The organism is Clostridium senegalense JC122 (assembly GCF_000285575.1).
GTDB lineage: Bacteria > Bacillota > Clostridia > Clostridiales > Clostridiaceae > Clostridium_J > Clostridium_J senegalense.
Window position 1 is genome coordinate 530,916 of the sequence record NZ_HE611050.1, and the last position, 16,420, is coordinate 547,335.

Below are 16,420 nucleotides of genomic sequence, written 5' to 3' on the forward strand. Positions count from 1 at the left end.
TTATTAAATATTAATTCAAAGCCATTTTGTAAATCATAAAAAAATCGCTTTTAAACACTAATTGTTTTTCATTTAATTTTAATATTATTTTAGGCCTATCCTCATTACAAATTTCTATATTACTATTTTTTTTCACTATATCACTTGAATTTTTATTTATCATAATAGTTCCAATAATAATAGCTAACATACATAAAATTAGTATATTTTTTTCTTTTCTTCCCAAAATAGCACCTCCAATATTATAATAATTTACATTATGTATGTTTTTTATTCAAACATCAAAATGTAAAATCATATTTTAAAATTAAAACTTAAAATGCTCTATCAAAATAAATTTAACTTTTATTTTGATAGAGCATTTTATATTATTTTTATTTTGATAATCCTGCACTAATGGAATGAGCCAAATATTTCATACTAGCTTTTGCCTCATCAAGAGTATTAGTTGTAGATCCGACTTCAATCAATACTGCATTACTACTTAAATCTTGACTGTAATAAGTTATTCCTGTTGTATAAACATCATATATAGCTCTTCCTCTAAATAAGTCTGGGTATAATGTTTTAGATTCTCCTACGATGTTGTTCATTATTTCTAATTGGCTTGCATAATTTGGATTAGCCATTGCTGGCACAAACATTACCTTTGCTGTTGCTTCACCATTAATGTTTCCTGTAACATATTTTTTATCTACGCCTGAATCTCTATGCAAATCTATAATCAAATCAAAGTTTCCATACTCATTTAAATATTTTTTCATAGTTTCACGTGATTTATAATAAGCAGCATTATAATCCGGTAGGTCATGTGCAGTTGTATCATGTATAACAGTAAATCCTTGTGCTTGTAAATTTTTTGTAAGTTCTTCACCTACAGCAATTATATTTTGACTAGCATCCTTCTTACTTTGTTCTCCTGGTGAATAGGCTTCAGAAGAATGGCTATGATATATTAGTATTTTTTTATTTGCATTTTGGGCAGCGTTATTTTTTGGAACGGCACTTACTTCATTTTTATTTATATCACCTTCACCTAAATTAAAAGCGCTTATTTTATAGTCTTCTGCTTTTACCTGTTTTACTTGATTTTTATCAAAAAAGCCTAATTCTCCTTTAATAAGTTCTAAAATACTAAAAGATGATATACCTTTATCCTCTTCTCTTAGCATATTATTAGATGAAACACTTACGGTTGCCATACTATTATTTATAGCCTTAAAATATAAAGTTGTCTTTATACCATCACTACCATGACCCTCATATATAATAAAACTTTTAGGTAAAATTATCAGTAATGTAGCTACTAAAATTATAATTATAAATTTCATATATTTAAAATTCAATTTAACATTTTTCACATTTCCATATGATTTGCTACTAACATATCTTGAACTATATCTTGGGTTATACCTTGGATTATATCTTTTATATTTCTCCCTATTGTATCTCATTTCACCCTCCTGTTATTTGTATAAAATTTATATATAAAGCTTATCTTTTATAATATTTAAATTTGTTTTCAAATTATTTAATTGAAAAAACTACTTCAACTCCGTAAAAATCTAAAATAATTATTATATTTTGTATTAAATTATTTTATTTAGATAACCTTTATAATCGCATAACTTGTCCTAAGTAACATTCCTTCTTTGTTTCAATCACTATAATATATGTTTAAGTTCTTTAAAATATAACAGCATAAAAAATCTGCCTTGAATAAAATTTACTTTTTATTTCAAAGCAGATTTTTAATATTTTTAATTTAAATATCTATCAATATCCTCTAATGTTAAAGCTGGCTGTAATGCTATATTTATACCATTGGCTATAATTTTTGATAGACAGTCCACTACCATATCTATATCTTTAGGTGTAACAACCATAGTCGCCATTTTTTCACCTAAAACTTGACCTATTAACACTTCTTTTTCATCTCTATCTAATGAATTCAAACTATTATAAAATTCACTACCACTTTTAGCTTCTTTCATTAAATCTTCTATTACTAATTCTATAGTATCATTAGCTAATGTTGCTGCATCTACAACTGTAGGAACACCTATAGCTATTACAGGAACACCTAATTCTTTTTCATTTAATGCCATTCTATTATTTCCTATTCCCGCACCTGGTGATATACCTGTATTTCCAATTTGTATTGTCCTATTAACTCTTTGAGTTTTTCTTGACGCTAAAGCATCTATACATATTACTACATTAGGTTTAACCCTATCTACAACACCTTTTACTATTTCACTAGTTTCTACACCTGTAATTCCAAGAACGCCTGGCGCTATAGCAGAAACTGGTATTATACCTTCATCTATACTATCAGGTACATATTCTTTTAAATGTCTTGTCACCATTAACTTTGATGTAACTTTAGGACCTAACGCATCTGGTGTAATATTCCAATTCCCTAAACCGACTACTAATGCAGTAGTTTTATCATTTATTTTTACTAATTTTGAAAGTTCTTTTGCTAAACTTTGACTTAAATCTTCTTTTGCTTCTACATCATAATAAACAAAGTCAGCAAATTCTAAAGTTACATAACTTCCTTTAGGTTTTCCAATTATTTTTTCTCCATTCTCATTTATAACTTTAACATGAGAAACCATAACTTGTTTATCAATATATTCTTCAACTTCCACACCATCTATTTCACGTTCTTCACTATTCTGTTCAGTATAATACTCCCTAGCTTCTAATGCTAAATCCGTTCTAATATTATTCACTGATATTCCTCCCTTAACCTTTTAACTTTTAATTGTAAAGTTAGTATTTATAGTCTATTATTCTAAAATCATATGTTATTTTATTTTTTCCAAATAAAATATTAATATTCTTTAATTAATGTTTCTTAATTACAATTAAATAATTTAAATTTACAATGTATTTTTTTAACAATTAATATAAAGTTTAAAAATTTTATGTATTTTTATTATCAATGCTGTTATAATAAGATTTAGGGGTATTTATACATAAAATCAGTAATTTTTTCTAATTAACTTATAAAATTTACTTGAAGTGTAAAAAAATTAGTGATATAATATCACTTGTTGAATAAAAAGAACTCATACGCAGACTTCCCCAAAGCTGCTGAGACGTGATAAAAATACAAGGGGGTGAAGTGAAATGGCAAACATTAAGTCAGCAAAAAAGAGAATAAAAGTTACTAAAGCTAAAACTCTTAAAAATACAATGATAAAATCTGCACTTAAAACTAGAATTAAAAAGTTTGAAGTTGCAGTTGCTAACAAAAATGTAGAAGAAGCTCAAGCTAACTATACTGTAGTTGCTAAAGCTTTAGATATGGCTGCATCAAAAGGAATACTACATAAAAATAAAGCAGCTAGAAAGAAATCTAGATTAGCTACTAAATTAAACAATTTATCAGCTTAATAAACGAACCGGTTTTTACCGGTTTTTTATTTTACTTGATATAAAAAATAACTAATCCTTAAAGATTAGTTATTTTTATATCATAGAATTTATAATAAAGAATTCTAACTGTATTCTATTATTAGTTGTTAAACTTTTTATATTACCTTCAACTTCTAATGCCAATTCTAAATTTTTCTTAAGTTTTTCCAAAGTAAACTTCTTGCTTTGACCTATCATTTTTTCAGCTATATATGGATGTAATCTAAATTTTCTAGATATATTTTCAATAGATTCTCCTTTTTCACTGCTTACCCTTACAGACAACAGTAATCTAAATTGTCTTTGTATCATATATAATATAGCCGTTACCTCTTGTCCTTTATAAATCAATTCATTTAATACATCTATGGATTTTTTTATATTCTTTTGAGAAATATAATCTACTAAATTAAAGATGTCATTTTCATTTTTTTGAGACATTAATAATAAAATGTCTTCTTTAGTTATGTTTCTTCCTTCACAATAACAACAAAGTTTTTCTACCTCATTATTTATAATATTCATATTACCTTCTACTAAACTACAAAAAAAACTCAACTCAGATTTATCTATTTTTTTACCTTTGCTCTCAAAAACTTCCTTTACCTTAAAATATAAGTTATTTCCCTTTACTTTATCCACCTTAATTAATACACCATTTTTTTCAAGTTTTTTAACTTTACTACTAGGTTTATCTCTATCACTTTTGAATATATAATACATTATTAATGTTGTATATGGTGGTAAATTTTGTGTATATTTTAAAAGCTTATTAAAATCTATTGTCTTTTCATCATCTACAGATTTAGCATCATCTAAAAAATTTGCTCTAAAAATTTCAACAACTTTTTGCTCACCCATAAAAGGCATAGTTTCACAGGCATTTACTATAATATCATTATCTACTTTTCTTCCATCTAATCTTATAAAATTGAATTCTTTAAAATCTTCTCCAACTAAACTTTTTGATATTTTTTCTATAGACTGTTTTATTAAATTTTCGTCAGAACCACAAAATACATATAAATTTTTCAACACACCTTTTTTTATATTTGTTTCAAATTGAACTAAATTAATCACCGTTTTTCCCTTACCTTTCATAGAAAGAATGTATAAATTAAAGCTTAAATACCTAAAATAGTGAAACATGCTTCAACTCACTTCAAATTCAATACTATATTTTACATAAAACAAATTTAAATAGAGACTTGTTTCCTATTATAACTATATATTATAATTTATTTTTTATTTTACAATAACTCTTTACTTTAATAATATATTTTTACTATATCATCATTTATAATCTTATACTTTCCATATATAGTTCCCTTTGGTTTATATTTATCATCTTCAACTAATTCTACAATATTATATTTATCTATATTATCTTTACTATAATTTTCTTTCTCAGTTATAAATATATTTTTATTTTTATAAGATATTATTAAGTCTAAATACCCATAATTATTTATAGCTTTTATTTTATATTTCTCATCTAATTTTAAACTTTCCTCACAATCTATTTCATCATAAATTCTATATACATCTATTGGTTCTTTTATTTTTGAAAGTTTTACTAACTTGTTGCTTAAAATAACATTTTTCATTTTATAATTAATATTTATAGTAGTTCCATTTTTAGTCTTTATATAGTGTATATTAGGATAAACGGAGTATTGGCTTATAATTGTTATCATAAGCATTATAACAGGTATATACTTACTGTTTTTATAACCACTTTTATAGAATATATAAGAGCAGTACATAGATAAAATAGTTAAAGATGCAATATATCCTACATTATATATTTGATTAAAATCTTTTATTAAAAATCCTTCAAATGTATTTATACATAATAATAATCCTTTTAAAAAACTTAAAAATAAAGTATTTACTTTAGGAATATAAATAGCAAATAGAAACATATTGCTTACTATTATTAAAATTGTATAAAATGGAATTAGCAAACAATTCCCTACTATACCATTTAAATTTAATGTACCAAAATTAAAAGCAATATATAACATTGTAAAAGTAGAGGCTGATAATGTAACAACTATTGATTGTCTTAATAGCTTAGGCAAAAAGTATAATGTTTCATCAAATTTTTTATTCATTACAAAGATACCTAATACTGATAAAAATGATAAATTAAAGGCTGGACTTAAAATATAATATGGATTCATTGTTATAACTATTATAAACGCTAATGCTAAACTATTTATCCCATCATAATTTCTATAAACTTTTTTTGATAATACAAAAATACAAATCATTATAAAAGCTCTAAGTGTAGAAGCTGTATAACCTATAACTGTTATATACATAAATGTAATTACTATAGAAATTTTATATCCTAATAGTTTTTCCATACATTTATATATCAACGCAATATGAAATCCTGAAACTGTAAGTATATGTACAACTCCTAAAGTATTCATACTATTTTTCTTTTCATATTCTAAATAGGATTTATCACCTAAAGATATAGCCATAACAATTGATGCTAAATCTTTATCATATTCTGCAATTTTATTATAACAATTAGTTTTTATATTATAAATTTTTGTTACAATATCCTGTTCTTTTTCTACTTTTCTTACTTTATAAACTCCTAAAGTACCATTTTTATAATCTAAATCTTTTATATAATATCCTTTTGCATTAAATAATTGTCCTAATTTAAAATTATCCAGGTTATTACCTTCTAAGAATATTTTTCTTCTTTCTACCTTAGCTATAACTTTGCCATTATTATTTTCAATAATTCTACCTTGAACAGATTGTCCTAGTTCTGCAGCAAAATACATATTATATGAAACAAATCCTATAAAAATAAAAGCTAGTACAAAGAAAAAATACTGCTTTTCTAATTCAATATAAGATATTACTAAAAAATTAATAATATACAAAATATAAAATAATTATTTTGCAACAAAAGTAATGCTGAAAAATTACCTATAAATATACATATAGCATAAAATATTAATGGTCTTTCCAATATAATCACCTATTATCATTTTTATAGAAATTATAGCCATATAATTGATATTTTATCCATTCTATTGAACATATAAGAAAGCATAATGGAATTTTAAATTAGTTTAGAGTAAATAAATGCTTTTTAAACATATAATAAGCTTAAAAAATATAAATTTTCATAAATCCATATCTTTTAAGCTTGTTTTTTACTCTGGTTCTTTCTCTAGTGCTATATCTAATATTAAATACACAATAATTCCAGATCCCCCTAATAAAATAGTTAATGCAAACAAAATTCGAATCCAACTAGCATCCACCTCTAATGAATTTGCTATACCTGCACATACCCCATCTATCTTTTTATTTTCCCTAGATTTATATATAGGTTTTTTGAAAAACTCCATTATCTTCACCTCCAGTTATACATAATTCTAGATTTCTCCTTATTTATGTAGTGTTATATACTTTATACTTACTTTTATTATACTATTTTATTCTTCTATTGTACCCTAAATATTCTCTACATTATTTTTTATAAAAATAAACCTTATATAATAAACATAAGGTTTTAGATTATCTTTTATATAAAATTTTATACATTAACTTAAATATTACTATTTATATATTTTCACTCAATTTATAAGTCAAATCTTCTGTTGTTTTCCTACATTCTTACTAAATTCTAAATCTAAAAGTATAACAAATAAATTCTGTATCTGTGAATACTCTGTTAAAAATTGTTTTAATTTCTACAGCCATATCTTTAAATAATCTTTTCATAAATTTCAACTCCTAATACTTATTTTATAAATCATACTTTTTAATATTTTTAGCAAAATTTTAGTAAATAGTTTGTTAATTACTTTATACTTTTTTAATAATACTAAAAATACTTTTCATTTGATTTTAAATTTAAGTACATTAAATTAAACTTTAATTTATAAAAAATAATATGTTACCTTAGTATATATTTCAAAGTTAATGATTCAGTTCCTTTTTTATATTAAGATTTTAATAAATAAGTTACATTTTGAATATATACTAATATATTACATCATAGAATTTTTTAAATTATTTATACATTATATAACCTAACTGTTTTATTATATTACAATTCATCTTTGTACATATTTTCAGGTTTTAAAACAATTCATTCTAAATCTGCTATCTCATAAGAAATTAATACTTCTAAAATTAAAATAAATATAAAAAGACTTATATAACCTTAAGATTATATAAGTCTGTATATACTTATTTGGCGGGAATATGTGGGAATCGAACCCACCCGTCGTGGTCTTAGCACGGCAACACGGTTTTGAAGACCGGCAGGCACACCAGCACCTATCTACTCCCAGAATATTTGTTTTTCAAATAATTATTGACACATCTATTATTATATCAAATTTTTCACATAATTCAACACTTTTTTTATGTTTCTAATAATTTATGTGTCTTTTTATAATTTTAATATAGAATTCTGTCGTTTTCTATCCTTTTAGTGAATTTTATGCCATCAAAATGTTCTAACATAGCAACTGCATATTTTCTATTAGTTTCAAATAAATCTCTTGTTGACGATGCACTTATAGATCCATTTTTTTCGATATATTCTTTTAGCATAATTTTTGCTTTATCATAATTTCCCTTTTCTATTATACACTCTTCATTGAGTTTTACCAACAATTCTTGATCAAGTAAAGATTCAAAGACCATTTTAAAGTTACTTTTATCTTTTTCATTTAAAGCTAAATCACTATATTTGGGACAATTATATTTTGTTTCTTTATATGACTTTATCAATGTTTCCTTAATTTTTTGTTGTTCTTTATTATATTCAACTTTAAAATTAAACAAAGATATAAATTTAGAATTTACTTTTATTATATTTCTATCTTGTAAAAGATTTAAAATTTCATCATAATTTTTTTGTTTTAAAGCTTTACCAAAAACCTTACTTTTTATTTCCTCTTTTGACATTCCAAATTTTAAAGGATTAATTTTATGAAACTCTACTAATTTTTCTTCTATTATATTTATCTTATTTTTTAAGAATTCTTTATGAACATATATATTATTTTCTGATGCTTTAAGTTCTATTATAATTTTATTTTCAACTAGTTCTTCTATTTTTTCATCAATATTTTCTAAATTTTTTCCAAGTGATTTTAATATATTAGCTTTATTAGGATATGTGTTGCTTAATTGATTTATGACATTTTCTAATATGCTTTCTGATTTTCCACTCTCTTTAATTTTTAATTCTTCTATATACTTTTCATCAAATCTTTTAGCTTTTTTAGCTACTGGCTCTATTATTGATCCACCTGCTATTGTAAACATAGGAGAATAGCTTCTAAGTACGTACCTATCATTACGTTGTGCAGTTATTTGCTTTTCTAATCTCAATTGAACATATCCACTTTCACCTGGTTTAAGCTCATCTTTGTCTAATATAATTACTCTACAAAGTACTTCTTCTGTACCATGGTAAAGTCTAACTCTTTGTCTATTTACCAATGGTTTTTCTGCACTTTTTAAATAATATAAATTACAATCTATATTGTAAGAAGGTTCCATTATATTTTCCTTTGCTATAACATTTCCTCTTGACACTTCTTCTAATTTTATATTAGCAAGGTTTATTGCACATCTTTGTCCCGCTTCACCTATTTCACATGGTTCATCGTGAATTCTTATACCTCGTACCTTAGTTATTATTTTAGATGGGTATATTTCTATACTATCCCCAACTTTAACACGTCCACTTATTACTGTTCCTGTAACAACAGTACCAAATCCTTTTATCGTAAATACTCTATCTACTGGTAATCTAAAATGTCCTTCTGTATCTTTTGGATTTACTTCACTAGTAAGCTTTTCTATATCTTCAGTAAGAGCTTCAAATCCTGATTTTGTTTTAGATGATACTTCATGGATTGGAGCATTTTCAAGGAATGTACCCTCAAATTCTTTTTTTATATCTCCTTTTATCATATCTATCCATTCATCATCAACTAAATCCGCTTTAGTAAGTACAATTATTCCTTTTTTTACATTTAAAAGTTGTAGTATTTCTAAATGTTCTCTAGTTTGTGGCATAATTCCTTCATCTGCTGCTATAACCAATAAAACAACATCTATGCTACTTATTCCTGCTAACATATTTTTTATAAATTTTTCATGGCCTGGAACATCAATTATTCCTGCTCTTTTTCCTGATGGTAAGTCAAAATATGTAAAACCTAAATTAATAGAAATTCCTCTATCCTTTTCTTCTTTTAAAGTGTCGGTTTCTCTTCCTGTTAACGCCTTAATCAGTGTTGTTTTTCCATGGTCTATATGACCTGCAGTTCCTATAATAACATGTTTCATAACTAACATCCTTTCAAATTAAATTTTAAAAAGACATTGGCCTACCTTATTTAATAAAATAGACCAATAAACCCTAAACTATTATTTTTGTAAACTTAGTTTTCCATGTGTTTTAAAGCCTTTATAATTTCTTTTATATCCTCTTCAAAAACAGTTCTTACATCTATTATAAATTCATTATCAAAAACTCTACCTATGATAGGAACCTCATTTAATCTTAAATTTTTTTCTATTTCTGCTACCGATATACTTTCATTTTTAACCTTTATAACATATGTAGGTATTTTCTCTGTTGGCATAGATCCTCCACCAACCATAGAATAATCTTCTTCTATATCAAATTTAAAATCTTTAACTGCATTTCTAAGCTTTTTTCTAAATCTTATAGCTTTTTTCTTCATTTCATCTTTAGATGCTAATATCATATTTAAAGTTGGAATGTTTTTTATAGCATCTTTTTCATCTAAATAATGCCTTAATGTTCCTTCTAATCCTGCTAAAGTCATTTTATCTATTCTAAGTGCACGAGTTAATTGATTTTTTTTCATTGCATGTATATATTTTTTCTTTCCAACTATTATTCCAGCTTGAGGTCCTCCTAGCATTTTATCTCCACTAAAAGTAACTATATCTACCCCTTTTTTTATACTATCTTGAACAGTAGGTTCATGAGTAAATCCATACTTTGTAAAATCAACCAAAACTCCACTTCCGATATCTTCTACTACAGGTATTTCTTTTTTTTCTCCCAATTTTACCAATTCATCAAGTTCTACTTCTTCAGTAAATCCACAAATTTTAAAATTAGATGTATGAACCTTTAATAATATACCTGTATTTTCATTTATATTGTCTTCATAATCATATAAATGAGTTCTATTAGTTGTACCTACCTCTATTAATTTAGCTCCACTAAATTTCATAACTTCTGGAACTCTAAAAGATCCACCAATTTCAACAAGCTGACCTCTTGATACTATAATTTCCTTATTTTTAGATAAAGTATCTAAAACTAACATTATGGCTGCTGCATTATTATTAACTACTATAGCCGCCTCCGCACCGGTTATTTTTATTATTAACTCTTCAATATGACTATATCTAGAACCTCGTTTTCCTTCTTTTATATCATATTCTAAATTATTATATCTACTTGCCACTTCCATAGCATTTTTAACTGCATCGCTACTTAATAGAGAACGTCCTAAATTTGTATGTATAACTGTTCCAGTAGCATTTATAACTCTTCTTAAATTATGCTGTTTTTTTCTAGTTAAAATTCCTAGTGCATAATTTAAAACATCTTCACTTTCAAAATCATTAATTTTATTTTCCAATATATTTTTTCTAAACTTATCTATAGCTTCTCTTAAAGAATCTACTACTAATACTCTATATGTAACATCTATTTCTTTTTGAATTAATGGCTCCTTTAATAACTCATCAATTTTTGGAAGTTTTCTTAATAATTCCTTGTTCATAAGCCTTCTCCTAAACCCTAATAAATTATTTTAATTTTTTAAAAATCAATTGATTAAAACCTACAATTATTCTACAATTATATGCTTATCATTAAATTCTATAACTTCTCCTATTATAGCAGTTTTTAAATCCAATTTTTCTAATTCCTCAAAAAGCGTAATGCCTTCCTCTTTAGATATTGATATTAATAAACCACCTGAAGTTTGAGGATCAAATAATATATCGCAAATAAAATCATCAACATTATTTAATTCATATTTCCCATTTAAATAATTTCTGTTATTATAAGTTCCTGCTGGAACTAAACCCATCTTTGCATATTCTTCTACAGAATTTATTATAGGCAATTTATCTTTAAATATTTTAAATGTTACCTCTGATGCACTTGCCATCTCATAACTATGTCCCATTAAGCTAAAACCTGTAACATCTGTACATGCCGTTATATTATATTTGGTTATAATTTCCCCTGCATATTTATTTAAAGTACTCATAACTTTTACGCCTTCATTATAAGCATCCTTAGATGCCATTTCTGCCTTTATAGCAGTTGTAAGTATTCCAGTTCCTAATGGCTTGGTTAAAATTAAAATATCTCCAACCTTAGATCCATAATTTTTTAATATTTTCTCTGGATGAACTAATCCCATTACGGAAAGCCCATATTTAGGCTCATCATCAGAAACACTGTGTCCACCTATAATAACTGCCCCTGCTTCTATAACTTTATCTGCTCCACCTTTTAATATTTCTCCTAAAACATCTATATTAAGACAATTAGGGAAACATACTATATTCATGGCTACAGTTGGTTTTCCTCCCATAGCATATACATCACTCAATGAATTTGCTGCTGCTATTTGACCAAAAGTATATGGATCATCTACTACTGGCGTAAAGAAATCTAAAGTTTGTATTGTTGCTATATCATCATTTATTTTATAAACAGCCGCATCATCTGAAGTTTCTATTCCAACTATCAAGTTTTCATTTTCCATTTTAGGTAATTTACCTAATATTTTTGAAAGGGTCTCCGGCCCTATTTTTGCTGCTCAACCTGACGTTTTTGAAAGCTCTGTAAGTCTCTTATCCATGTTAAGCCTCCTTAAATTTTATTATTCTACAACAATATTGAATATTATTACATGTATTCTTTTAGTAATATCTAGTTAATTCATAAAAACTCAATATTGTTTTACCCTAATAATTTTATAATATTAACTATCTAATGTCCACCTTATCTCTTAATTTCTCTAAAGTCTTACTTCCTATACCATCTATATTAGAAAGTTCATCTATACTTTTAAATCCACCATTACTTTCTCGATAATCTAATATGGCCTCTGCTTTACTATCTCCTATTCCTGATAATGTTTTTAGTTGTTCTATAGATGCTTTATTTATATTTATTTTATTATTTTCTTTTCCTGTATTTTTTACACCTTTTTCTGTCTCAACTAAATCCTTAACTTCATCATTTTCTTCTAATTTTTCTCCTATTTTAGGAATGACTATACAATCTTCATCATTTAGTTTTTTAGAAAAATGTATTAAATTTTCATTGGCCTCTTTAGTTAATCCTCCTGCTTCATTTATTATATCCCTTACTCTACTACCTTCTAACAAAACATACTCTCTAGGATTTTTTACCGGACCTTTTATATCAACAACAATATATCTTTTTTCTGATACATTTTCAATTTTATCGTCATTTTCTATTTCATTAAAAACATCTTTTTCAGTTATTTTATTTTTATTTTGAGACTTTTCTTTTAAAAAAATTTCATCACATTCAATTGATTTGTTATCTTTTGAAATAAAATAACCCCCTAAAACAAAAATTATTGACATTATTACCATACAAATTGAACCTATTATTTTTTCTTTTTCCTTCATAAAATTATCAACTCCTTATATAATTGAAATAACTTACATTTTAGGACTAAATCTTTAATTATATCCATATTATTGCCAAATATAATTTATTAATTTTCTTTTTCTGTATTTTTCTGATATAATTTAAAACATATACTGCTTTAAATAAAATATTTTTAACTTTATAAGGGAAAAGTTGCTTTTTATTATATATTAATAAAAAACAAAAATATTTATTTTTAATTTTAGTAATCTAATTTTAAAACATTTGTAATCCTATAAAAGAATATCAATATGAAACTTGATTACAAAGCAAGTTTATTGGTTAAAATCATTAATATTAAATTGAAATTACTAGGAGATGATTATGAATACATTAAAGAAACTTTTAATTTGTGCATTTACGCTTATAACGCTTAATACAAATCTAGTAATGGCAGCAACAACAGCTCCAAATGCTAGTGCAGAGGGGGTTGCTGTTATAAATGCTTCAACTGGTGAAGTTATTTATGGTAAAAATGAAAATATTCAATATGCTCCAGCATCCCCAACTAAACTTATGACTGCTTTGCTAACACTAGAAAACTGTGATTTAAACGAACAAGTAAAAATTAGCACCTTACCACCTACTATAGAAGGCTCTAAAATATATCTAGATACCGATGAAGTTCTTACAGTTAGAGAACTTTTATACTCTTTAATAATGGTATCTGCAAATGATTCTGCTACTGCTTTAGCTGAACATATTGGTGGCAATATAGATAACTTTGCTACAATGATGAATCAACGTGCCCAAAAATTAGGTTGTAAAAATACTAATTTTACTAATCCTCATGGATTATATGAAAAACAGCATAAAACTACAGCTTATGATTTAGCTTTAATGGAAAAAGAGTTATTAAAAAACTCTACATATTTAGAAATATCTCAAACTAAAAATACATTTTTAGAACCAACAAACAAATTCAAAGAACAAAGACCTCTTTGGAATGACAATCGACTTATACAACCTTCTTCTGAATATTATTATGAGCCTTGTTTAGCTGCTAAAACAGGATTTACAGACGAAGCTTTACATTCTTTTGTTGCTTCAGCTAAAAAAGGAAATGAAACTTTCATAGTTTCACTTTTAAGAGACCAAAATAAAACATATTTTAAAGATAGTAAGGAGATTTTCGAATGGGCCTTTAATAACTTTGAAACTGTAAAATTGTATGAAAAAAATAGTAAAGTCACTGATTATAAATGCACTACAACTGGTGTAGAAATACCTTTAGTTGCTGGTGAAAGTTTTTACTATACTAAAGACAAAACAGTTACAGATGAGCCTAAGATTACTTATGATATAACAACCTTAGATACTAGCGCTATTTTAGCTGGTCAAAAGGTAGGGGTTGCTCATTTTAAATATAATAATATAGAAAAAGACATTCCTCTTATAAGCGGTAGGGACTATTATCCAATAAAAACTGTAAGTACTTACGAATATATAAATAATACAATAACTGACTCCACAAATAACTTTACTTTAATTTTAACAGGTATTTGTGCACTATTTTTAGGGCTTATAATTGTTTTTATTCTTTTAACAATAAAAAAAAGGAATCAAAAAAATATGTTTTTCTTAAAAAATAAAAGACATTAGATGTACTAATGTCTTTTATTTTTCATCTTCTTTTAAAATATGTACAAGTCTTTTCATGTCTTGTGGCATTTCCTTCTCAACTTCAATAATTTTACCAGTTCGTGGATGAGGAAGTATTAATTTATATGCATGCAATGCTTGCCTTTTTATATATTCTTTTTCTTCTTTACCATATAAGGAATCACCATATATAGAACAATTTAAGTAACTAAGATGAACTCTTATTTGATGAGTTCTCCCAGTCTCTAACTTTAATTCTATTAAACTACCTTTTTTGAATCTTTCTAATACTTTAAAATGTGTTATACTTCTTTGTCCACTGTCCATTACAGATCTTTTTATACTGTCTTCTTTCATTATTCCTATATTAGCATTTATAGTACCACTATCTTCTAATATACCGTTATGACATATAGCAAGATACTTTTTAGTTATAAGGTTATTTTCCATACTTTTAGCTAAATTCATATGGGCAAATTGGTTTTTAGCAATCATTATTAACCCTGAGGTATCCATATCTAATCTACTAACTAATCTTACTATGCAATTCTCACCATTCTCTCTAAAATAATTTAGAACTCCATTTGAAAGAGTTCCTGTAGGATAACTTTTAGTTGGATGAACCACCATATTCACTGGTTTATTTACTATTATTAAATCCATATCCTCATACACAACATCAATATCCATTTTTTCTGGTATTATATTTTGACTCTCATTTTTTTTCTCTACTTGAATTATTAATATATCTCCTTCTGTTAACTTATGGTTTAGCCTTACAACATTACCATTTATTTTTATTCTATCGCTTAACCCAACCTTTTTTATGAATCTACCTGAAAGCTCTAAAACATCTTTCATGTAGTCTCTAACCTTCATACCTTCACCTTTTGATTCAACTTTATATATTAAATTGCTATCCAAGATTTCACCACCTATTATTATTTTTCATATAAAATTCTATATATAGTTTCTTATAACCAGAAATTGATTTGTGAACTATTATAAAAATTTTTTATTTATTTTTCTACCTAATATATGTATGGATTAACTGGCACACAAGATAAATATGTGTCCTCTTACAGTATTCATAAAATCACATAAAAATATATTAAAATTCCTCTTAATATTTTAATTATACCAAAAAACTTTTTTTCACACAAAAAAAACTCCAGAATATATTCCGGAGTTTCAATTTATTATTCAGCTATTGCTACTACTTCTATTTCAACTAAAGCATCTTTTGGTAATGCTCCAACTTGGAAACAAGATCTTGCTGGTGGATTTGATGTAAAGAATGTTCCATATACTTCATTCATAGCAGCAAAATCATTTATATCTTTTAATAAAACTAATGTTTTAACTACTTTATCCATTGAAGTTCCAGCTTCTTCTAATATAGCTTTAACGTTATTTAAAGATTGCTCTGTAGCTTTTCTTATATCATCATTTACTAATTCTCCAGTTGCAGAGTTTATTGCTAATTGTCCTGAAGTGTAAACCATGTTTCCTGCTTTAACAGCTTGAGAGTATGGTCCTAAAGCTGCAGGTGCTTTTTCTGTGTGTATTATTTTCTTTTCCATTTTAAATTCCTCCTTGAAATTGTGTGTATATTTATAAATTCAATTTATAATG

14 protein-coding genes and 1 tRNA gene are annotated in these 16,420 nt (G+C 25.6%); 2 read left to right on the forward strand and 13 right to left on the reverse strand.

Annotated features, from left to right (window positions below; all coding sequences use genetic code 11):
- Nucleotides 1-10: 10 nt before the first annotated feature.
- From CSGHG_RS03100 to gpr, 3 genes are all read right to left on the reverse strand, one after another.
- Nucleotides 11-226, reverse strand: a complete 216-nt coding sequence (locus tag CSGHG_RS03100) for a hypothetical protein (RefSeq protein ID WP_010292628.1) — start codon at nucleotides 224-226, stop codon at nucleotides 11-13.
- Nucleotides 227-374: 148 nt separating this feature from the next.
- Complete coding sequence (locus CSGHG_RS21695) at nucleotides 375-1,454, reverse strand: stage II sporulation protein P (RefSeq protein ID WP_010292631.1); 1,080 nt, start codon at nucleotides 1,452-1,454, stop codon at nucleotides 375-377.
- Between the two features lie 306 nt (nucleotides 1,455-1,760).
- Nucleotides 1,761-2,741, reverse strand: a complete 981-nt coding sequence (gpr, locus tag CSGHG_RS03110; protein ID WP_010292633.1) for a GPR endopeptidase — start codon at nucleotides 2,739-2,741, stop codon at nucleotides 1,761-1,763.
- A 400-nt stretch (nucleotides 2,742-3,141) separates the two neighbouring features.
- Between gpr and rpsT the strand changes: the two genes are divergently transcribed.
- A complete protein-coding gene (gene rpsT / locus CSGHG_RS03115) occupies nucleotides 3,142-3,408 on the forward strand; it encodes a 30S ribosomal protein S20 (protein WP_010292636.1) in 267 nt (88 codons plus the stop codon).
- A 75-nt stretch (nucleotides 3,409-3,483) separates the two neighbouring features.
- Here rpsT and holA read toward each other — a convergent pair whose 3' ends face one another.
- The 8 genes from holA to CSGHG_RS03160 all read right to left on the reverse strand — a co-directional run bounded on the left by holA (nucleotide 3,484) and on the right by CSGHG_RS03160 (nucleotide 13,161).
- Nucleotides 3,484-4,530, reverse strand: a complete 1,047-nt coding sequence (gene holA / locus CSGHG_RS03120) for a DNA polymerase III subunit delta (protein WP_052314786.1) — start codon at nucleotides 4,528-4,530, stop codon at nucleotides 3,484-3,486.
- 167 nt (nucleotides 4,531-4,697) lie between these two features.
- A complete protein-coding gene (locus CSGHG_RS03125) occupies nucleotides 4,698-6,239 on the reverse strand; it encodes a ComEC/Rec2 family competence protein (RefSeq protein WP_147582080.1) in 1,542 nt (513 codons plus the stop codon).
- A gap of 378 nt (nucleotides 6,240-6,617) precedes the next feature.
- Nucleotides 6,618-6,815: a PspC domain-containing protein gene (locus tag CSGHG_RS03135; protein WP_010292641.1), complete on the reverse strand. Its 198-nt coding sequence runs from the start codon at nucleotides 6,813-6,815 to the stop codon at nucleotides 6,618-6,620.
- Between the two features lie 852 nt (nucleotides 6,816-7,667).
- Nucleotides 7,668-7,764 (reverse strand) — tRNA-Sec (locus CSGHG_RS23015).
- Between the two features lie 111 nt (nucleotides 7,765-7,875).
- Nucleotides 7,876-9,783 carry a selenocysteine-specific translation elongation factor gene (gene selB / locus CSGHG_RS03145; protein ID WP_010292642.1) on the reverse strand — a complete coding sequence of 636 codons (1,908 nt, stop codon included), beginning with the start codon at nucleotides 9,781-9,783 and terminating at the stop codon, nucleotides 7,876-7,878.
- A 95-nt stretch (nucleotides 9,784-9,878) separates the two neighbouring features.
- Entirely contained in the window at nucleotides 9,879-11,264 is a 1,386-nt protein-coding gene (selA, locus tag CSGHG_RS03150) for an L-seryl-tRNA(Sec) selenium transferase (protein WP_010292643.1), read from the reverse strand.
- A gap of 66 nt (nucleotides 11,265-11,330) precedes the next feature.
- Nucleotides 11,331-12,359 (reverse strand): selenide, water dikinase SelD, encoded by a 1,029-nt coding sequence (gene selD, locus CSGHG_RS03155; protein WP_081496219.1) that lies wholly within the window; start codon nucleotides 12,357-12,359, stop codon nucleotides 11,331-11,333.
- A 127-nt stretch (nucleotides 12,360-12,486) separates the two neighbouring features.
- Nucleotides 12,487-13,161 (reverse strand): helix-hairpin-helix domain-containing protein, encoded by a 675-nt coding sequence (locus CSGHG_RS03160; RefSeq protein WP_010292645.1) that lies wholly within the window; start codon nucleotides 13,159-13,161, stop codon nucleotides 12,487-12,489.
- 346 nt (nucleotides 13,162-13,507) lie between these two features.
- On the opposite strand from CSGHG_RS03160, the gene CSGHG_RS19750 reads away from it, so the two are divergent.
- On the forward strand, nucleotides 13,508-14,785 hold the full coding sequence (locus CSGHG_RS19750; protein WP_010292647.1) for a serine hydrolase: 1,278 nt from the start codon (nucleotides 13,508-13,510) through the stop codon (nucleotides 14,783-14,785).
- Between the two features lie 15 nt (nucleotides 14,786-14,800).
- Here the strand turns inward: CSGHG_RS19750 and CSGHG_RS03170 are convergent, their stop codons facing one another.
- Together CSGHG_RS03170 and CSGHG_RS03175 are read right to left on the reverse strand one after the other, a co-directional pair.
- Nucleotides 14,801-15,709, reverse strand: coding sequence for an RluA family pseudouridine synthase (locus CSGHG_RS03170; protein ID WP_010292648.1), 909 nt, complete (start codon nucleotides 15,707-15,709; stop codon nucleotides 14,801-14,803).
- Nucleotides 15,710-15,984: 275 nt separating this feature from the next.
- Complete coding sequence (locus tag CSGHG_RS03175; protein WP_010292649.1) at nucleotides 15,985-16,368, reverse strand: RidA family protein; 384 nt, start codon at nucleotides 16,366-16,368, stop codon at nucleotides 15,985-15,987.
- Between the last annotated feature and the right edge of the window lie 52 nt (nucleotides 16,369-16,420).